Origin of the sequence: Pelagibacterium sp., from assembly GCF_035555455.1 — a bacterium.
GTDB lineage: Bacteria > Pseudomonadota > Alphaproteobacteria > Rhizobiales > Devosiaceae > Pelagibacterium.
Map to the genome: position 1 here is coordinate 104,488 of NZ_DATMGM010000037.1, position 18,540 is coordinate 123,027.

18 protein-coding genes are annotated in these 18,540 nt (G+C 61.0%); 7 read left to right on the forward strand and 11 right to left on the reverse strand.

Going from position 1 to position 18,540, the window contains the following annotated elements:
* Positions 1 to 19 precede the first annotated feature (19 nt).
* On the reverse strand, positions 20 to 526 hold the full coding sequence (locus tag VNS12_RS06900) for a pyridoxamine 5'-phosphate oxidase family protein (protein WP_325487109.1): 507 nt from the start codon (positions 524 to 526) through the stop codon (positions 20 to 22).
* Positions 527 to 719: 193 nt separating this feature from the next.
* On the opposite strand from VNS12_RS06900, the gene VNS12_RS06905 reads away from it, so the two are divergent.
* Positions 720 to 1,970, forward strand: coding sequence for a DUF2254 domain-containing protein (locus VNS12_RS06905; RefSeq protein WP_325487110.1), 1,251 nt, complete (start codon positions 720 to 722; stop codon positions 1,968 to 1,970).
* Positions 1,971 to 2,048: 78 nt separating this feature from the next.
* Here the strand turns inward: VNS12_RS06905 and VNS12_RS06910 are convergent, their stop codons facing one another.
* The 9 genes from VNS12_RS06910 to VNS12_RS06950 all read right to left on the reverse strand — a co-directional run bounded on the left by VNS12_RS06910 (position 2,049) and on the right by VNS12_RS06950 (position 10,740).
* The gene (locus VNS12_RS06910) at positions 2,049 to 2,723 is read right to left on the reverse strand and encodes an RraA family protein (protein ID WP_325487111.1); all 675 of its coding nucleotides are present in this window, start codon (positions 2,721 to 2,723) and stop codon (positions 2,049 to 2,051) included.
* A gap of 27 nt (positions 2,724 to 2,750) precedes the next feature.
* Positions 2,751 to 4,343: a fucose isomerase gene (locus tag VNS12_RS06915; protein ID WP_325487112.1), complete on the reverse strand. Its 1,593-nt coding sequence runs from the start codon at positions 4,341 to 4,343 to the stop codon at positions 2,751 to 2,753.
* Between the two features lie 55 nt (positions 4,344 to 4,398).
* The gene (locus VNS12_RS06920) at positions 4,399 to 6,033 is read right to left on the reverse strand and encodes an FGGY-family carbohydrate kinase (protein WP_325487113.1); all 1,635 of its coding nucleotides are present in this window, start codon (positions 6,031 to 6,033) and stop codon (positions 4,399 to 4,401) included.
* A 22-nt stretch (positions 6,034 to 6,055) separates the two neighbouring features.
* Positions 6,056 to 6,877 (reverse strand): SDR family oxidoreductase, encoded by an 822-nt coding sequence (locus VNS12_RS06925; protein WP_325487114.1) that lies wholly within the window; start codon positions 6,875 to 6,877, stop codon positions 6,056 to 6,058.
* Between the two features lie 29 nt (positions 6,878 to 6,906).
* Entirely contained in the window at positions 6,907 to 7,713 is an 807-nt protein-coding gene (locus VNS12_RS06930) for an HpcH/HpaI aldolase family protein (RefSeq protein WP_325487115.1), read from the reverse strand.
* A 50-nt stretch (positions 7,714 to 7,763) separates the two neighbouring features.
* Positions 7,764 to 8,495 (reverse strand): amino acid ABC transporter ATP-binding protein, encoded by a 732-nt coding sequence (locus VNS12_RS06935; RefSeq protein ID WP_325487116.1) that lies wholly within the window; start codon positions 8,493 to 8,495, stop codon positions 7,764 to 7,766.
* Positions 8,476 to 9,132 carry an amino acid ABC transporter permease gene (locus VNS12_RS06940; protein WP_325487117.1) on the reverse strand — a complete coding sequence of 219 codons (657 nt, stop codon included), beginning with the start codon at positions 9,130 to 9,132 and terminating at the stop codon, positions 8,476 to 8,478. Before VNS12_RS06940 ends, VNS12_RS06935 begins: the two co-directional genes overlap by 20 nt.
* The gene (locus VNS12_RS06945; RefSeq protein ID WP_325487118.1) at positions 9,129 to 9,848 is read right to left on the reverse strand and encodes an amino acid ABC transporter permease; all 720 of its coding nucleotides are present in this window, start codon (positions 9,846 to 9,848) and stop codon (positions 9,129 to 9,131) included. The genes VNS12_RS06940 and VNS12_RS06945 overlap by 4 nt, the downstream gene beginning before the upstream one ends.
* Before the next feature lie 82 nt (positions 9,849 to 9,930).
* Positions 9,931 to 10,740, reverse strand: coding sequence for a transporter substrate-binding domain-containing protein (locus VNS12_RS06950; RefSeq protein WP_325487119.1), 810 nt, complete (start codon positions 10,738 to 10,740; stop codon positions 9,931 to 9,933).
* A 247-nt stretch (positions 10,741 to 10,987) separates the two neighbouring features.
* Here VNS12_RS06950 and VNS12_RS06955 point away from each other — a divergent pair, with 247 nt between their 5' ends.
* The 6 genes from VNS12_RS06955 to VNS12_RS06975 all read left to right on the forward strand — a co-directional run bounded on the left by VNS12_RS06955 (position 10,988) and on the right by VNS12_RS06975 (position 15,178).
* Positions 10,988 to 11,743, forward strand: coding sequence for a FadR/GntR family transcriptional regulator (locus tag VNS12_RS06955; protein WP_325487120.1), 756 nt, complete (start codon positions 10,988 to 10,990; stop codon positions 11,741 to 11,743).
* 88 nt (positions 11,744 to 11,831) lie between these two features.
* Positions 11,832 to 12,335 (forward strand): GAF domain-containing protein, encoded by a 504-nt coding sequence (locus tag VNS12_RS06960; protein WP_325487121.1) that lies wholly within the window; start codon positions 11,832 to 11,834, stop codon positions 12,333 to 12,335.
* Between the two features lie 422 nt (positions 12,336 to 12,757).
* Positions 12,758 to 13,066 (forward strand): Arm DNA-binding domain-containing protein, encoded by a 309-nt coding sequence (locus VNS12_RS15425; RefSeq protein WP_414693080.1) that lies wholly within the window; start codon positions 12,758 to 12,760, stop codon positions 13,064 to 13,066.
* A gap of 112 nt (positions 13,067 to 13,178) precedes the next feature.
* Entirely contained in the window at positions 13,179 to 13,916 is a 738-nt protein-coding gene (locus VNS12_RS06965) for a hypothetical protein (protein ID WP_325487122.1), read from the forward strand.
* Positions 13,917 to 13,919: 3 nt separating this feature from the next.
* Positions 13,920 to 14,447, forward strand: coding sequence for a hypothetical protein (locus VNS12_RS06970; RefSeq protein WP_325487123.1), 528 nt, complete (start codon positions 13,920 to 13,922; stop codon positions 14,445 to 14,447).
* Entirely contained in the window at positions 14,444 to 15,178 is a 735-nt protein-coding gene (locus tag VNS12_RS06975; protein WP_325487124.1) for a hypothetical protein, read from the forward strand. The genes VNS12_RS06970 and VNS12_RS06975 overlap by 4 nt, the downstream gene beginning before the upstream one ends.
* Positions 15,179 to 15,471: 293 nt before the next feature.
* On the opposite strand, the gene VNS12_RS06980 is transcribed toward VNS12_RS06975, so the two are convergent.
* A complete protein-coding gene (locus VNS12_RS06980) occupies positions 15,472 to 18,534 on the reverse strand; it encodes a DEAD/DEAH box helicase (RefSeq protein WP_325487125.1) in 3,063 nt (1,020 codons plus the stop codon).
* Positions 18,535 to 18,540: the final 6 nt, after the last annotated feature.

Genomic DNA, 18,540 nt, shown 5'->3' on the forward strand with positions numbered 1-18,540 from the left:
ATCTTGATGGCAAGCAGACCTACATCTTGACGGCGGCGTTGTCGCCAAGCTCGGGCGCGCCTCCGGTGACGGCAGCCATGAGCATTTTGGCGCCCGAGACCAATGCGCCGGGCGTATCCCAGATTTCGCCGCGTTCGGGGGTGACGGTCAGAAGGCGGATGCTCGGATCGTCCTTGTCCTCCCACCACACCTTGTCCATGTCCGACCATAGCTCGGCGATCTTGGCGCGGTCATTGCTGATGGTGCCCTGCCCGGACACCACGGCAAACCGGTAGCTGCCCTTGTCGGCCCACGCCAGCGACACGGTTGGAAACTTTTCCAGTTCGGCGTTCTTGTCGCCGCTGACATCGGTGAGAAAGTAGAACGCATTTTCGGCCCGCTTCGGGCGCGCCGACATCGGCCGACTGCGCTGCTGCTCGCCGTTCCAGGTGGTGAGCATGCAGATATCGATCTTGTCGGCCAATTCCCAAACGCGGTCGGTGACCTCTTCGGGGGTGGCGGGATTGTCGTCCTGACGTTCCTTCATGGGGGCTCTCCGTAAGATGATGCCGCAAGAACGGGTGCACATCACTATCGTTCCAATCGGGCGAAAAGGCCGTTTGACGGTTTCTGGACCGCCACGCGGGAACTTCCGTGGCCGCCTCCTCCTTTAGTGGGCAGCAGGGGTTTGATTTTCAAAATCAAATCCTGTTTCCGGCTCCCTCGTGTTGCGAGACCTCATGACCTCCAAATTTTTCTGGCACCTCCGGCTTCTGTCCCGCAAGCTTTGGGTACGCGCCACGTTGATTTCACTTCTGGCGGCCGCCGCCGCTTTAGTGGCTTTTGTCATTTCACCGTATCTTCCCGAGGACCTGTCGGCCGAGATCGGTGCGGATTCGGTCGATAACATCCTCTCGATCATTGCCTCATCGATGCTGGCGGTGACCACGTTTTCCCTCTCGACAATGGTTACGGCCTATGGCGCAGCGACCAGCAATGTGACCCCGCGCGCCACAAGGCTGATCATGGAGGATTCCACCACCCAGAACGTTCTGGCAGCGTTTGTGGGTTCGTTCCTGTACAGCCTCGTCGCCATCATCACGCTGGCCATGGGGGCTTATGGCAACCGGGGGCGGATCGTTCTGTTTTTCGTTACGATTCTGGTGGTGGTTCTGATTGTCGTCACGCTGTTGCGCTGGATCGACTATCTGATGCGGCTGGGCCGGGTGGGAGAAACCACCAAGCGCGTCGAACAGGCCGCTGTCCGTGCCATGACCCAACGCCACAAACAACCATATCTTGGCGGACGGCCCCTGTATGATCGCAAGTCCGTTGCGACAGACTGCATCGAAATCTGTGCGCCCGAGATCGGCTATGTGGACCACATCGACACGGCGGCGCTGCAAAAACTGGCTGAACAGCATGGAACCGACATCTATGTCCTGGCGCTGCCGGGGACCTTCATCGATACCAAACGCGCCGTGGCGGCCACATCGGGCGGTGACCAGAACCTGCATGACAAGATCGCCAAAGCCTTTTCCATCGATGCCGAACGCAGTTTCGATCAGGACCCGCGCTTTGGCCTGATCGTTCTGGCGGAAATTGCCCAAAGGGCGCTGTCGCCAGCGGTCAACGATCCCGGAACCGCCATCGACGTCATCGGGCGGGTGGTCCGCGTGCTCTCGATCTGGGGCGAGCGTGTTGACGCTGAGGACGTGCTGTTTCCCAACATTCACGTGTCGCCGATCGTGGCAGAAGAGCTGTTCGATGACTTCTTTCTGCCGGTGGCGCGGGATGGTGCGGGACTGGTGGAAGTGCAGGTGCGCCTGCAAAAAGCACTTTCGGCATTGGCGCGGCTGGATGCGCCGCATTATCGGGAGGCAGCTGCCAAACACGCCGCGCTGGCGCTCGACCGCATGCGTAATGCCGGGGGGATGGAAATCGACATTAGCCGGGCCGAAGCCTTTGCGCTGGCCTTGCGTCCGGCGTAGGGCACCAAATCAGTCGGGGGGACCGCTCAACGAGCTTGCCCCCCGACATGGTTCTTATGATTGGCCTGACGCCGCCGGTCAGAGCGGGCCGGTGCTGCCCAGTGGCCAGACGCTTTGCAGCTTTTCGCCCGCCAGCAGGCGCTCGCGGCACTCAGCCTCTGCCTTGCCGTTCTCATCGGCGGCATCGGCGACCTGCCGGACCAGCTCGCGCGGGATGACGACGACGCCGTTGATGTCGCCAAAGATCACATCGCCGGGGCGGACCTTGACGCCATCGATATCGAGATCAACCTGCGTATAGGTGGCTTCCATGCGACCCGACACGCCCACCGGGCTGGCACCGCGGGCAAACAGCGGATAGCCGAGGTGCCGCACTTCGGCGAGATCGCGCACGGTGCCATGCACCACGGTGGCTGCCGCGCCGGCCACTTTCGCGCCGGTCGACATCAATTCGCCGGTGCCCGAGCCTTCGGCGCAGGACGAATCCACCATCAGGACCCCGCCCTTCACCACGCTGTCGATGGCACCGTGATAGACGTCCTGGGGCTGACCGACACGCTCGCTGGGCTCATAGCGCACGGTGACGGCCGGGCCGCAGATGACCTGGCCGGGCGTAAGCACGCCAAAGAGCGAAATGCCCTTGAGGTGGCCATAGGCCCCGAAGCGGTCCATGACGTCATGGATATCGCCCGAGTACCATTTGGACAGGCGCTCGATCGAATCCCAATCGGTCTGTGCGTAATCGTAAGTCATTGTGTTCTCCATAGACCGGCGTTGATTTCAGACGCCGCAAAGATTGACGTTGATCCCCAGCTCCGCCGCCAGCGCCGCCCGCACCTGCAAGGCGCGGTCTGCCTCCTGGGCCGAATGGGCGTAGGCCACCTGAATGTGGTTGGCCTTGTGGCGCGCCATCATCGCGTCGCGATCGACCCCGGTGAGCACGGCGTGCATGATCGGCCATTCGGGGTTGGTCGCCTGCGAGCGGCGTTGGGTTTCCTCGGCGGGAAGCGACACCGCCTGTCCGCGCCCGATATCCATGTGCAGCGCACCGTTTTCGACAAAGATCCGGCTCCAGACCAACTCGCCGACCCGGGCCACGCCGCGCAGGGTTCCGCCGCCTGCGGGAAAGAACATCGGCGGCTGCCGCAGGCTTTCCGAGCCCGCCCAGCCCCCTTCATGATGGGCCGGGGGCGCAGCACCGGAGATTTCGAACACCCAGATGAAATCATCGCGGCTGCCGGACTGGTCCAGATCGCCCCAGCGCAAATCGTGCAGGGTATTTTCGGCGGGCTGTCCGAGGGCCCGATGCACGCGGTCGATCAGCACACCATCGAGGCCGGCGCATTCGTCCACCTCGTTGAAATGGGTGATCGCCTGTCCGGCGCGGATGACGCTGCCATCGGCGCGGGTCACGTCCGGGCGGTCGTCATTGTTGAGGATGCCTTCGACGAGGTCAGAGGCCGGGAGCAGGTCCTTGAGCCCCTGCTGATACTGGATGCCGATGGCCTCGCAGCCGAACTGGTCGCCCATGCGCACCGCAGCGATATACATGCGGCACTGGTCGATGACCTGATCTTCGGTCAATTCGGTCACCGGATCGGTGCCCAGATGGAATTTCAGGCCCCGCCCGACCAGCCAGTCATAGACGGCGCGCGCTTCGGCCTCCGGCACCTGCCGTGTGGCGTGGTAAAGCGCAGACTGCGACAGACGCTCCTTATAGACGCCCAGCGGCATCAGCAGTTCGTCGGGAATGATGGCATTATACATGCCCATGCAGCCTTCATCGAAGACCCCGAGGATCACCTTGTTGCGGCGCATGTCGTCGGCAATGGTCTCTACCAGCGCCCGATCTTCAGACGAAACGGCCTCAGCCGTGAACGGGCGCACATGGGTGATCTCGTGGACAAGGCGCCCGGTTTCGAGCCAGGCCTTCAGCCCATCGAGGAAAAAGGCATCGTCAAAGTTCTCGCTCCACAGCGTGGAATATTGGACACCGGCCTTGGTCAGCGAGCCGTTGAGATTGAGCAGGCCGACAAGGCCGGGCCACTCGCCCGACCAGTTGGCCACGGTGAGGATGGGGCCCTTGTGACTGACCAGCCCGGCCAGCACGTGGTGGGAATATTGCCAGACCGCTTCGGCGACAATCACCGGGGCGTGGGGATCGAGAGCGGCAAAAATGTCCATGCCTTCGCGCTGAGAGGCGATAAAGCCGTGGCCCTTGTCGGCCTTGACCGGGTGGCCGCGCTCCAGCGTGTGGCCAAAGCTCGCCACAACCTCGGTGAGCTTGTCTTCCATGGCCTTTTGGGCCGGCCAGCACTGGACGTTGGCGCTTTCGCGCAGATCGCCGCTGGAGACGAGAATGATATTTGTCATGTCAGCTACCTTGAGAGCTTTAACAGGAGGCAGGCGGCGGCGGAGGACCGAAGCCTTATTGGGATGAACCGGCGGCCCCCATCAGGGCGGCATAGGCGGCGTAATCATCCTGCATTCTGCGGAACACCGCATATTTGGCGTCGTGATAGGCCGCGATGTCGCCGCCACGGGGCGTGATGGTGTGCGCCGTTCCGCTCATGGCCCGCATGGCTTCGCCGATATCGGCATAGGTTCCTGCTGCCGCCGCGCCGAGCATGGCCGAACCGAGCAGCACCGGTTCGCTCTGGGCAGGCACCACGACCTGACAGCCGGTGGCATCGGCGTGTTCGCGCAGATAGAGCGCATTGCGGGCCAGCCCGCCGCTGACAACAAGGGTATCAATCACAACGCCCTGCGCACGCAGCGCCTCGATGATGTGGCGCGTGCCATAGGCAAGCGCCTGCTGGGTCGCCAGATAGTCGAGCGCCAGATCATCGAGCCCGCCGGACAGGCTCAAACCGGTGATCGCGCCCTTGCGCCATGGCTCGGCGAGCGGGGAGCGGTTGCCATGGAAATCGGGCTGCACGTGGCGATCGCGGGTGAGATAGGCCGTCTCTTCGCCCATGGTGGCGAGATGAATGTCGAGCAGCTCCGCCGGACGCCGCTCGTCCGCCATGGCGTCCAGCGCCACCGAGGCAGAGTGGCGGGCGATCACGTGATCGATCAGCGCACCCGCTGCCGATTGTCCGCCCTCATTGGCCCACAGGCCATCCAGCAGAACGGAATAATATGGCCCCCAGACGCCGGGCACGAAGGCCGGATCGTCGGTGAGGGTAATATGGCAGGTGGAGGTTCCCGCTATGACCGCCAGCCGGCCCGTCAAGCCGGTTTCGCCCGAGCTGTCGGCAACGGCAAGCGTTCCCAGCGCTCCGGCATAGGCGTCGATCAGGGCCGTCGAGACGGCTGTGCCCGGCACCAGCCCCAACTCGGTCGCCGCCTGAACACCCAGCCCGCCCGAGCGCACGCCCGCAGCGGCAAAGCGCGCGCCGATGCTCTGGGCCCCCGCCTCGACAAGTTCATCAAGGCCGATCTTTTTCAGGAATGCCTTGTCCCAGCCCTCGCCGGACAAGCCGTGGTGGCCCAGATAGGTCCATTTGCAGACCGGCGAGCACAGGGACCGCAAATGCGAGCCGGTGGCGCGATAAACGAGCCAATCGGGCAGATCCCAGAAATGCTCGGCGGCCGCCCAGCTTGCGGGCAGTTCGCGCTTGAGCCAGCGCAGTTTGGGCAGCTCCATCTCGGGCGACATCACGCCCCCGACATGATCGAGCACGCTGCCGCCCATGCGGGTGATATCCTGGGCGTCGGCGATGGCGCGGTGATCCATCCACAGCATCACATCCTGATCGGCTGCGCCGTCGGGGCTGATGGAGACCGGGCGGTCATCCTTGCCGGTGACGACCAGCGAGCAGGTGGCATCAAAGCCCAGCCCGGCGACGGCCTCGGGCGTAACGCCCGAGGTCGCGACCGCGCTGCGCACGGCGGTTGTCACCGCCTGCCAGATATCGGCCGAGCTTTGCTGGGCAAAATCGGGTCGGGGACGGACCGTCTCTATCGCACATGCGGCGGCCCCAAGAAGAACGCCTGACGCGTCGAAGACTCCCGCCCGCGCGCTTCCGGTTCCAACGTCTATTCCGATAAAGACACTCATGTCCGTCCCGCAGCCCTATTTCTTACCAGGCGGTGAAGCCGCCATCGACGACGACGTTCGAGCCCGTCATGTATGACGAGGCATCGGACGCAAGGAAGCGGATGACGCCGTTGTATTCGTCGATCTCAGCCTGGCGGCGCATCGGGACACGATCCAGGAACGCATCGATGAATTCCTTGTCGAAGCTGGCCGTCTTGACCCCACCGAACGAAATCAGGTTGCAGCGCACCTTCTTTTCCGCCCAGTAGGTGGCAAGATAACGGGTGAGGTTGACCAGACCGGACTTGGACGCCGCATAGGAGACGGCCTTGATGAAGGGCACGCCGTCACGGGCTTCGCGGTAGGCGTAGAGCGCCTGATTGGGCGACACCATGCCATAGATGGACCCGACGTTGATGATCGAGCCCTTGCGGTTCTCGGCCATCAGTGATCCGACGACCTGGCTGGTCAGCATCACGCCGGTGAGATTGGCGTCGATGATTTCATCCCAGAACTTCTGCGGATACACCTCGAACGGGGCGTTCTGCTCAGCACCGCCATCGGGCTTGGAGTCGATACCCGCATTGTTGACGAGCACTTCAGGTGTGCCCCAATCGGAAACGAGCTTTTCGGTCGCTGCCTGGAGGGCGGCCTTGTCGGTCACGCTGGCTTCGTAAACGCGGATATTGTCTCCGGCGAGGCCGGGAAACTTGTCGGCAAGCTGTTCGTCCGAGAACGGACGGCGGCTGTAGATGGCGACCTTGGCCCCGGCTTCAGCCAAAGACTTGGAAAACTGGGTGCCCAACTGCCCCAGGCCGCCGGTCACGATGGCAACGCGGCCTTCGACAGAAAAAGTATCGGACATAAATATAGGTCTCCTGAAAATACCGGGGATTAGGCCTTGGACGCCGTGTCGATGGCTTCACGGGCGCGACGAACGCCTTCGTTGAGGAACATCACGTCATTGCCCATGATGATCATGTCGACGCCCTTTTTCTTGAGGGCTGCGACGTTCTCTGCGACAGGGGGAATGCACGGGGCCATCACCTTGATGCCGCGGGCGTGGGCCTTCTCGATCAGCTCGGCGAGCTTGTCTTCGACCTCGGGGTGCGACATCGAATAGTCGATGGAAATGCCGCGCGAGATCGAATAATCAGCCGGGCCGAAATTGACGACATCGATGCCTTCGACGTCGAGAATTTCATCGATGTTGTCGAAGAATTCGTAGCTCTCGGCCATCGGGATCACGAGACGGGTTTCGTTCTCGCGCTCCATGTAGCTCGACCACTGGAAACCCGGACCGGCAAAGCCGGCGGCCCGGCACGAGGCGTCACCGCCGCGACGGCCATAGGGCGGGAATTTGGCGGCGCGCACGATCTCGCGCATCTGATCGGCGCTGCCGACCTGGGGCACGATCACGCCGGTGGCACCGAATTCGAGCGCCTTGCGAATGTCCCATTCGTTGGTCCCGCGCACACGCACCAGAGGCGCGATGCCGCCCAGAAGGGCTGCGAGGACCAGCTTTTCCATCTGCAAATCGATGTTGACCGGGGTGTGCTCGGCATCGATGAACGCGAAATCCAGCCCCCAATTGGCGGCGACTTCGATGGCTGTGGTCGTACCGGTGTAAAAGGTTGCACCGAAGACGGCTTCGCCAGCCTTCATTTTTTCTGCGAGAGTTGTGTTATGGGGGGCAGCCAATTGCTTCTCCTGATTGCACTGCGTTGCCGAAATGAGGGTCGGGTCCGGCCCTATTTGAGATCGGGGGCGATGAAATTCGCCAGTTCGGGAGTCCTGGGATTGGCAAAGAGCTCTTCGGACGGCCCCTCCTCCCAGATCTTCCCCTCATTCATGAAGACGGTGTGGGTCGCAACGCGGCGCGCAAACCCCATTTCGTGGGTGACCAGCACCATGGTCATGCCCGCTTTTGCCAGTTCGGCGATGGTCAAGAGCACTTCCCCGGTCAGTTCGGGATCGAGTGCCGAGGTCACCTCGTCAAACAGCATCACCTTGGGCTGCATGGCGAGCGAGCGGGCAATCGCCACGCGCTGTTGCTGACCACCCGAGAGCTCATCGGGATAGGCATACGCCTTGTCTGACAGCCCGACCCGGGCCAGAACCTGCACGACGATCTCGTCGCATTCCGCCTTGCCCACGCCCTTGACGACGCGCGGCGCGAGCTTGATGTTTTCAGCGACGTTGAGATGGGGAAACAGATTGTAGCTCTGGAACACCATCCCCACTTCCTTGCGCAATTCGCGCAGGCCCGAATGGCTGCCGTCCAGCATATGACCGGCGACCTCGATGCGGCCCTTCTGGAACTGCTCAAGTCCGTTGATGCAGCGCAGCATGGTGCTCTTGCCCGACCCGGACCGGCCGATCACGGCAACAACATCGCCCTCACCGACCGAAAGGCTGACACCCTTGAGAACCTGGACGGCTCCGTAGGACTTCCACAAATCCTCAATGCGCAGAGACGCCACTTTTTCTCTCCTTGAGTTTTTCGCTCCACCACGACAGCGGATAGCAAAGCGCGAAATACATCGCCGCGACCGTCAAAAAGACGTGGAACGGCTGAAAGGTCATGTTGTTGAGCAACTGCCCGGCCCGCGTCAGTTCCACGAACCCGATCAGGGCGGTCACCGAGGTGTTCTTGACGATCTGCACCATGAACCCGACGGTGGGCCCGAGCGCGATCCGCAAGGCCTGCGGCAGGATCACATAGCGCAGCCGCTGGATTCTGCTCAGCGCCAGCGCATCGGCGGCTTCCCACTGGGTTTTGGGAATGGCCTCGATGCAGCCGCGCCAGATATCGGCCAGATAGGCTGTCGCATAGACGGCGAGCGAAATGGCCGCGGCGGCAAAGGGCGGGAAATGCAGGCCCAGAAAGCTCAGCCCGTAAAAGCACAGGAACACGATGATCAGCAGCGGGGTTGCCTGCACGATCTGGATGTACCCGGCGATCACCAGCTTGAGCCAATTCGGCCCCAGCGCACGCCCCATGGCCAGAAACAGGCCGAAAAAGCCGCCCAGCACAAACGTCATCGCCGACAGGCCAACCGTCCAGGTCAGGCCCATGATGAGAAACTGGACGCTGGACCAGCCAAAATCCTGGATCATGACGCCGCCTCCGAAGATGTAGCCGGGCGCACGGCCTGGGCGACCGAGGGCGCTTTCTTGCGCCGGAACAGCCGCAGGCCGATGAGCCAATAGACAAGCCGGAACGCGAACGTGATGGAAATGTAGATCGCCGCGATGACCAGAAACGTCTCAAGGCTGCGGAAGGTCTGCGATTCAATGCGAGCCCCTGCCAGCGTCAACTCGCTCGCCGAGATGGCCGAGACGATTGAGGTGCCCAGGAGTGTCAGCGTGAGCTGCCCGGTGAGCGCCGGATAAATGATGCGCAGCGCGGGCACGATCACCACATGGCGCAGCACCTGAAGGCGCGACATGCCCAGCGCCAGACCGGCTTCGATCTGGGTTTTGGGAATGGCCATCAAACCGGCGCGAAAAATTTCCGTCGAATACGCGCCAAGATTGATGGAGACCGCAAACAGAGCCGCCTGCTCGGCGCTCATGCGCAGCCCCAGATAGGGCAAGCCGAAGAAGATGAGAAACAGCTGGACGAGAAGCGGCGTGTTGCGAAACGCCTCTACATAGACGCCCGCCAGAACGGACGACCACTTCGGACCATTGGTGCGCACGATCGCGGCAGCAAGGCCAATCGCAAGGCCCAGCGTGATCGACTGCGCGGAAAGGACAATAGTGTCGGTCGCACCCTGGACGAGCAACGGCGCACGCGCCAGCACAGGGGCGAAGTTCATCTCATATGCCATGAAAGCCGCCTCGAACGGGGCGGGCTGACCGACTATGGCTCAGCCCGCACCAAAGGGGGTTTAAGGAGGATATTCGCCGCGCCTAGAACGTGGGCAGCTTCCCGCCGGGCGTGGGGACGCCGATCCACTTTTCGTGCAGCTCATCAAGCCGGCCGGTCACTTCGGTGTAATAGATGAAGTTGTTGAGCCAGTGATGGAGTTCGGTGCTGCCCTGACGCACCGCCATGGACCAGTAGAGGGTGAAAATCGGAACGTCGGACTTCACTTCGAGCGTGTCGAGATTGCGGTTGGCGATGACATCATTGGCAACCGTTGCGACCGCAGCAGTCGCGTCCACCTGGCCCGAAATCAGAGCCTGCATGGCCAGCGCGTCATCGTCGAAGCGCACGACTTCAAGACCCTCGACATCATAGCCCGACACCGCGTCGTCCTGGGTGCCACCGCGCGGCACCGACACGCGCTTGCCGGCCAGATCGTCAAGGCTGGTCAGCTGCATGCTCTTGGCAGCAACAAAGCGCATCTCATAGGCCCCATAGGGGTTGGTCATGAGAAACATCTTCGCCCGCTCGGGGGTCGCGGTCATATGCGCGATCAGCAGATCGACACGGCCGGACTCGAGAGCCGCCGCACGCGAGGCGTTGTTGACCGGAACAATGTCCAGCTCCACGCCCATATTTGCCGCCACATCGCGCGCCAGATCGACCAGAAATCCATCCGTGTTGCCGGACGCATCGACCGTGTCATACGGCGGAATACCGGTCAGCACGCCGATGGAAATGCGTCCCTTGGCTTCGATTTCAGCGATGGACTGCGCGTTGGCAGCCCCGGGCAGCGCCAACATGGCCGCGATCCCGATCACGCCCGCCGTGCGACGGACAAAATTGGAAAACATAGTTTTTCCTCTCCCTGGAGAATCCTCATCGCGGCCCTGAACCCAGCCAGGCGAGAACCGCTTGATTGACGTCATCACCCCACCGGGCAAGCACCCTTTCGGATATGACACTTGACATATGCCTTATGTCATAAGTAAGAGTCAATGGCGTTTCGATACACTTGTGTTCGACCGCCGCGACTTGCAGTCGCATACGTTTACGGGCATCAGGAAGAAGACGGATGGCATCGGCTTTCAGGGGGGCGTCATGGACGCTGAAAAGATGAAAGACCGCGCGGAGGCGACTCTTCCCCGCTTGCGCGACAGATTGCACGCTGTCGTTGCGAGCGCCTTCGAAGAGCGCATTCTTTCAGGCGCGCTGGCGGTCGGCGACAAATTGCCGTCCGAAAGCGAAATCGCGCGCGATTTCGGGATTTCGACCCGCTCGGTGCGCGAGGCCATGCAGATCCTTGAAACAAAAGGCCTGGTCCGGCGCAAGCACGGCGAGCGCACCACGGTCGCCCGCGATGATGTCGATGAATTTCTGGGCACTCTTGCCACCAGCGTCCGGCAGCTGCTGAGCAATGATTCCAACTACATGACCGAACTCATGGTCGTCCGGCGGATGATCGAAACCGACGTGCTCGACCTTCTGGCCGACAAGCCCGATGTCGACCTGTCCAAGGTGGAAGCCGCATTGACCGAGATGGAAGCGGCCGGGGAGAGCAAGGATTTTGCCCGGTTCACCGCGGCCGACGCCGCGTTCCACCGCGCTCTTGTCGATTCCGCCGACAACACCATTCTCTCGGTGTTTTACGACAACGTGTTCGCGCTGGTGACCGAGGTTATTCGCGTGACCAGCAGCGTGCCGACCAAATCCTACGCCGCCGCCCTGGCCGAACATGCGGAAATCTATAACAAAATCCGCGAAGGCAACCTCACCGACGCCAAATCCCTCATGCGCGAACACATCGAGAGCAGCGCCGACTACCTGCGCATCGCCATCGAAAAGGGCAATTCCTGAGCCTTGTGGCGCTCAGCCCGCGTGTAGCGCGGACACTGCCAGCGATATAGGGTACTATCGTTCACAACCAAGGCGATGGTGGAGACCTATGTTCGCGATGACCGAAGTGGCGCACGCCACGAAAGCCGACCTCTATGCCCAGTTGCGTACCCAGCTCGGCGCGCTGCTGTCAGCGGAAACCGACCCGATCGCCAATGCGGCAAACACTGCCGCGCTCCTGTTCGGTGCGATGCCCGACGTCAATTGGGCGGGATTTTATTTCCTGCGTTCAGAATCCGAGCTCGTTCTGGGACCGTTCCAGGGCAAGCCGGCCTGTGTTCGTATCGCCGTCGGCCGAGGGGTCTGCGGCACCGCGGTCGAACGGGGGACGACGATAAGGGTCGAGGACGTCCACGCCTTCCCCGGCCACATTGCCTGCGACGCAGACTCGCGGTCGGAACTGGTCGTTCCCCTCATTCGGCAAGGCAGCGTCTTCGGCGTCCTCGACCTCGACAGCCCCCGGGTGGGCAGGTTCGACGCCGATGACCAGGCCGGCATCGAGGCGCTCGCAGCGATATTTGTCGAGGCGTCAGACTGGCGAACCGAGCAATAGCGCCGGGGGATGCGGCCCCGCAGACCCGATCAGCGTTCGAGATAACGGGGTCGGCTTGGTAGCAGAGAAACCAAGCGAAATCCCGCTGTCCTGCGGGATGCTCCGAGCGAAATACTCAATGATGACAATATAGTGGGCATTATGGCGGAGAGTTCAGGACGAAGTCCAAACTTGCCGACAGGAGCGCGCCTGCCCGACCGACCGCCCCGCCGGAGCGTTTTTACGAAGTAAAATGAGCGCGGGGCAAATAATGGCGGAGACGGAGTCCCCCACCTTAGCGTCTCGCGTCATCGCGTAACGTCGCCAGATTGCCAGCAAACCCTCGTAAATACAAGACTTTCTCCGCGCTGATCGTCTCGGATGGTCTCGACTTATCGCGTAAGATCGTATAATCTTAGGCGGGTTTATAGGCGGGTGCGATTATGCCAAGAGTAGCGAAAGAACTATCCGCGTTGGAGGTGAAACGCCTCTCAGAGCCGGGGATGTACGCCGTTGGGGGCGTGCCTGGGCTCCATCTTCAAGTCCTCCCCGGCGGAGGAAAGACCTGGCTGCTGCGGGTCACTATCGGGGCGACCGCGAGCGGCAAGCAGCGCCGCAGCGAGGTCGGCTTGGGCGGGTATCCGGCGGTGAAACTACAGCAGGCCCGGGACAAGGCGCGCGAGGTCCGGGAGAAGATCGCCCAAGGCATCGACCCGATAGCGGAGCGCAAGGCTGGGCGTTCACTCCGATGAAGGGGCCGGGCGCGGGAAGGGGTTGGCCTTCAGCCTCCTGAAATAGATTCTTGTAGATTTACTGAATCTGATACAAAATTGCGTGAATCGTAAATTCATGCAGGGGGCGTCAGTGACTACCGAATTCAACTTGCCGGGCTCCTCATTCGAGGAGATTCAGAAGATTCTCAAGGGATACAGCCATGCCCCAGAGCAGGCGTCCCTCGACCAGTTGTCAAAACTGACTGGACTTCACGCAACCGTTATCAGCAGGAATAACAAGTTCCTCTCCGACATCGGCCTCATCACAGGAGGCATGAAGAAAAGCTCAACCGAGTTGGGCAAGAAACTCGGGCGTGCCCTGGACCATAAGCAGGATGCCGATGCTCAGGGCTACTGGAAAGAAGCGGTCCAAACCAATGAGAAGGTCGCTGGGCTGGTCACTACCGTGCGCATTAAAGGCGGCATGACGGAAAACGAGTTCTCTGCGCACGTGCTGTATGTGTCCGGTCAAAAGAACAACGCAGGGAACAAGACCGGAGCCCGCTGTGTCGTTGATGTCTTACTCGCAGCGAACCTTCTTCAGGAGGAGAACGGCAAACTAGTTGTGTCTTCCGCTCCCGCGAAGGAGACGTCCGCTGACCTCAAGCTCGCCGTCCTTACGCCCACACAGCCGACGACGCAGGAGAATGGCAATGGAGGTGGAGCCGAAACCCCGCTTCCCACCCTGCCCGTGATCCCGCAAACCTCGAACCTGACGCCGCAAATCGCAATCAATATCCAGCTACACCTGCCGGAAACTGAAAATGCAGAGGTGTACGAGAAGCTGTTCAAGGCGCTCCGCGAACATCTTCTCAGTCCGAAGGAATAATCCATGGGGCTGGAGGACTGGACCGCCCGGGCGAGCAAAGCCCGCCGCTCGGCGCATTGGGCATTGGCAAAGCACGAAAGCGCCGCCTCCCGTGTCGTGCTCTTGGAGGACTTGACCAAGAGCCTGTCGGGCACCCCGGTGGACGTACAGGACTATTTCAGCGAGGCGATTTCATGCCTTGAAAGCGAGCTGTACAGGTCCGGGATCGTCCTCGCTTGGGCGGGACACTTCCATGTGTTCTCGGAAGTCTGTTATCAGAAGCATGAAGCGGACATCCGAGCTGCGCGCCCGAAATGGACGTTCAAGGACCTTGGAGAGCTGAAAGAGGCCATCGCTGAGTCCCACTTTCTGATTGTCGCTAAAGATGTGAAGTTCACGACCAAGGCTCAGCTACGCATTCTTGATGGTCAGCTATCGCAGCGTAACCAGTGCGCACACCCGACGCTCTACCGCCCAAGCATGAATGCGGCTATCGGGTACGTTGACGAGTTGATCCGACAGACGTTGTCTTATCTGCCCTCGTCACCATGAGTGGATTCTCTCTTTCCCTACTCCAAGCCGTCAGCGATTGGCAGCGCGGCGGTGATGCCAAGCAAAACAAGAAACGCGGCGAGAGGCTGAAAGAGGTGTGTGCGTCCCTTCCCGAGAAGTACCGTACTTGCTCGCTATGTTGCTTTCGACAAGTTGGTTTGCCCAAGGGCGGCGTGTGGAATCTCATTGGCGAGGATCGCCTGCCCGAGAAAATATCATCATGGACGCTCGACCTTGAAGTGGCGAAGGGGTTCAAGGGAGGCGTACCGCCCGAAGGACAGGGGTATCAGGGCGTTATCCTTTGCGTGTCTCCCCCGCCCAGCTCTGTCATCATCAATCTGCGCGAGCTATACCGTGACCCGGACTTCACTGCGGCGCTAGAACAGCACAAGGGGAGTATCACCGGCTATCACGACGGAGCCGGACGCTACGGCAACAATCAAAGCGAAGTCGTGCTTGAGGTCGCCTCTGTCACGCAGCAGGACATCTACTCGATGGGCGGTCACTCAAGCCCCTTCGAGCAACTTGTAGATGAAGCCGCAAAGCTGGCCTATGGCCCCAACGCAACCCCAGAGCAACGCGCGGCATTGCTGTTGAAAGCAGAGCACGTCCGATCCGAAGCAGGCCCAAAATGGTTGAGCTCGGAAGCGACGCAGCGCGTGGTCATAAAGATGAAGCCTCACGCGAAGCGGCTGCGTAAGATCAAGCGTCAGCAGGACGCCGCCAAGTAACAAAAAAGCCACCGCAAGGGTGGCTTCTTCATCGTCTTACAGCGCCTTATCCAGTAGCGTCCCACCACTTCGGGGAAGGCGGGCTTTTAGGCGGGTTCGCCCTGAAAACCACACGGAAAACCCACTAGATATGGCAAAATTGGCGGGCCATGCGGGATAGCGATGAGAACTATATCTACTCCATAGCCCTCCATAGCCCTCCATAGCCCTCCAAAATAGGAATGAGGGGAAGATAGAGCTGCATCACCGTCATCAGATGTGCGTACGGTTCTAGCTACCCGGCATGGCCCGCGTCAGGCCCATCCTCCAAGCTCAGCAGCGACGTTGACGAAATAGCTCGGGATATGCGCGAGCACCGCGCGTAGAATCTCCTCTTGCTGGCAAGCTGCGCGGACGCCGCCGCGGTCGACGACATTTCCCCAGACGAGACCGAGAATGCTCGCTACATGCCTATCCGCGAACCCGGCCTCGTGAAACGCAATCGCCGCGCGATCAGTCAGGCCGTATTTAATCTGCTTTTGCAGCAGGCTGACGCCCGTGTGCAGTGCGTCGTCCAAGTCCTCGGTCAGGTCCGCTATCGATGCAACGATCATCGCAACATCGTAGCCGAAGCCGCTTTCGCACAGCGCAACAGCATCTTCGACAGTGACATGGTCACGCCCGACCCGGACTCTTGCATCAGCCAATATGTCGAAGATCACGGCATAGGATCTGCCCGCCACCCACTCTTCAAGAGAGCGCGGAACTAAATTCTGATCGCTAATCGCCTGGATCGCCCGGGACGTGGTGAACCGGAGTGCCAACGGAGAGATTTCGGCGAATAGCCGGTTCTCTTGCACTGCGGTCTGCAGGGTTTCAAGGTTCTCAGTCAGCCAAGTTTTGAGTTCTGCAACTGCCGCCGGCGGTAGGGGGGACCGTCGAATAAGCGCGCGCTGGTCGCCATCGGTGTTGGCCGTAATCGAATCCCCGATCGATCGAAACACTTCGACGAGACGAACCCGCGTCTCCTCGTCAGCGAGGTGATAAGCTAATGTATTAGCTGCAAGTTCACCGATCCGCGCTGCCACGTCCTCTCCCTCGGCAAAGGTCATATTGGCTACGAGGAAGGCGGCGATATTCTGGACAGCGCGGGCGCGACCTTCGATGAACCGGCGGAATTCCCGTTCGCTGATATTAGGTTGCGCCGCGAGCGCTGCGGCCACCACCTCATCTATCCGCGCGGCATCGGCGAACGCGAGGTCGAGCCAATCGGGCGGAATCTCTTGGACGATCGGCGGTTGGCGCTGCTGATACGCATCGAACAAAGCAAGGATCGAGCTGCGAGAGGGTTCAGAGTTTCGAGCATCGAGCAGTTCGGTTGCGCGGTCCCACGTCCATCGGCCGCGAAATTGCTGCCGCTGATCGTAGATGGACGGGGTCGAGAAGATGACACTGCCCTCGGTGTGCATCCCCGCGCGACCGGCACGCCCCATCAGATTGTGGAAGTCGCGCACCAAGATCTGTTCGCCGCCTTGGCGCGTCGATGTGATGATCAGATATTTGAGCGGAAAATTGACGCCTTGCGCCAAGGTCGAGGTGCAAATGACGAATTTCGCCATACCTTCTTTCATGGCGTGTTCGATCGCGAGGCGGATGCCGTGCGGCGTGTCGGCGTGATGGGCGAATATTCCAAGCGCTGCCGCGCGGGTCGCTGACGCGCCGGCTCCGAGCTCGACTTCGCAAAGCGCTCGGATCTTCTCCACCTCGGCGGCGTCCGAGGCTTCAATCGGCCATTCGAGGACGACGCCGCGATCGACGATTTCGACGGCGCGCGAGCAGATCTTCGTCACGCTGTCTTTTCGGCCGCAGAAGATCGCAACGCTGCCGTTGCGCACGACGTGCAGGCCGAGGAACAGACCGACGTCACCGCCGGTTTTCTCAGGAAATCTGCGCTGGGCAGTTTCCTTGCCACGGAGTGGCAGAGCGACGTCGCTGATAATGCGAGGCACGAAATATTCTCGCTCGGCCGGATCCTCCGGTTTTACATATTCGAGTCGCCCGCGTTGGTCCTGCCAACTCGCAAAGGCGATACTTTTAGTCGTCGGTAGCAGACCCTCGGCGCCGACAACCGCATCGGCATCGCCGATCAGCCATGCAGCGACATCCGGCGCGTTGCCGATCACGGCAGAGATGAGAATGATCTGGGTTTCAGCGGGGAGCGACATGCGCAGCGACGTGAGGAGGAGTTCGTAGGTCGGCCCCCGGGTCATTCCGTCGAATTGATGTCCTTCGTCATAGATCACCAATCCGATCCTCTGGGCGAGGTCCGGAGCCCGGCGCAGCATATAGAGGAGCTTTTCGGGCGTCACGATGAGCACCGAGTCTTCGGCGAACAGCGCATCGAGTGCGAGGTCGAATTGATAGGCGTCTGATGCTTCGTCCAGGCGCACATTCTCACCGGCAAAGGCCGTTACCAGGTCGCCCCGGATGTCGTGGCAGAGCGAACGATAGGGTGCGACGATCACTGCAAGGTGCGCTCGACCGGACAGAAAGGCCGATCGAATGATGATTTCGGTGGCGCGAGTCTTTCCGGCACTGGTCGGCATCTGAATGACTACGGAACGTCCAGCGAACACGCCAGCATCCGCGATCCGCTGCTGAGCAGGCCAGAGTTCTATCGGAAAATGCGACTTCGCGAGCGCTAGGCGCCACGCGTCCGGCGCCAAGCCTGATGCTGTTGGCAGGATCGTCCGGGCAGAATTTCTGAGCTTGAGCGCACACAAGGCGCCAGCAATGTCGGCGTAGAGCAATTCGCGCGGTGAGCCGGATCGGTGGAAATACTCGCGGATTCTGCGGCACGCTTCGGCAATGCCATCCGCCCCGGCCTCGAAGTTGAAATAGCCGGCTAGCGCCTGGAGAAGCTCAGTCGTCGCCGCTTGATGAGCATGGGCCGCCTCGGTCGGAGCGAAGCTGTTCTTGAGGATGCTGTATACGAGATGACCAAGCCCGCCCGCGAGGTCGAGGCTCGGCTCCGTCATGTGCCGAATGATTACCGTCGCGCTGCCGACATTCCCGGCGATGTAGTATGCCGCTGCGCACAGGAGTGAAAATTCGGTGTCTAAGTCGGCATCGAGCTGCGCGTTCAAATATGCATCGAAGAAAACTGAGGAAAAGCGTAGCACATCTTGCGGGTCCTCATCCAACTCGTCCCAGCCGGGCGGTTGAGGAAGCGCGGCCGGTGCCACTCCTGCAACATTGAGCGTATCTGCGACGGCGGCCGCAACATCTCCCAAGATGCCGATTGCCAATGAGAAGAGTAGCGACGGGTCGCGCGGCAACGCATTGAAGTCCGCTGGCGCGACGCGGAATTCGTGCATCTTTGC

What these genes read in the sequence shown, in the direction of transcription:
- VNS12_RS06900 (WP_325487109.1), bottom strand. Translation starts at nt 526, where the DNA reads ATGAAGGAACGTCAGGACGACAATCCCGCCACCCCCGAAGAGGTCACC.
- VNS12_RS06905 (WP_325487110.1), top strand. Translation starts at nt 720, where the DNA reads ATGACCTCCAAATTTTTCTGGCACCTCCGGCTTCTGTCCCGCAAGCTT.
- VNS12_RS06910 (WP_325487111.1), bottom strand. Translation starts at nt 2,723, where the DNA reads ATGACTTACGATTACGCACAGACCGATTGGGATTCGATCGAGCGCCTG.
- VNS12_RS06915 (WP_325487112.1), bottom strand. Translation starts at nt 4,343, where the DNA reads ATGACAAATATCATTCTCGTCTCCAGCGGCGATCTGCGCGAAAGCGCC.
- VNS12_RS06920 (WP_325487113.1), bottom strand. Translation starts at nt 6,033, where the DNA reads ATGAGTGTCTTTATCGGAATAGACGTTGGAACCGGAAGCGCGCGGGCG.
- VNS12_RS06925 (WP_325487114.1), bottom strand. Translation starts at nt 6,877, where the DNA reads ATGTCCGATACTTTTTCTGTCGAAGGCCGCGTTGCCATCGTGACCGGC.
- VNS12_RS06940 (WP_325487117.1), bottom strand. Translation starts at nt 9,132, where the DNA reads ATGATCCAGGATTTTGGCTGGTCCAGCGTCCAGTTTCTCATCATGGGC.
- VNS12_RS06945 (WP_325487118.1), bottom strand. Translation starts at nt 9,848, where the DNA reads ATGGCATATGAGATGAACTTCGCCCCTGTGCTGGCGCGTGCGCCGTTG.
- VNS12_RS06950 (WP_325487119.1), bottom strand. Translation starts at nt 10,740, where the DNA reads ATGTTTTCCAATTTTGTCCGTCGCACGGCGGGCGTGATCGGGATCGCG.
- VNS12_RS06955 (WP_325487120.1), top strand. Translation starts at nt 10,988, where the DNA reads ATGGACGCTGAAAAGATGAAAGACCGCGCGGAGGCGACTCTTCCCCGC.
- VNS12_RS06960 (WP_325487121.1), top strand. Translation starts at nt 11,832, where the DNA reads ATGTTCGCGATGACCGAAGTGGCGCACGCCACGAAAGCCGACCTCTAT.
- VNS12_RS15425 (WP_414693080.1), top strand. Translation starts at nt 12,758, where the DNA reads ATGCCAAGAGTAGCGAAAGAACTATCCGCGTTGGAGGTGAAACGCCTC.
- VNS12_RS06970 (WP_325487123.1), top strand. Translation starts at nt 13,920, where the DNA reads ATGGGGCTGGAGGACTGGACCGCCCGGGCGAGCAAAGCCCGCCGCTCG.
- VNS12_RS06975 (WP_325487124.1), top strand. Translation starts at nt 14,444, where the DNA reads ATGAGTGGATTCTCTCTTTCCCTACTCCAAGCCGTCAGCGATTGGCAG.
- VNS12_RS06980 (WP_325487125.1), bottom strand. Translation starts at nt 18,534, where the DNA reads ATGCACGAATTCCGCGTCGCGCCAGCGGACTTCAATGCGTTGCCGCGC.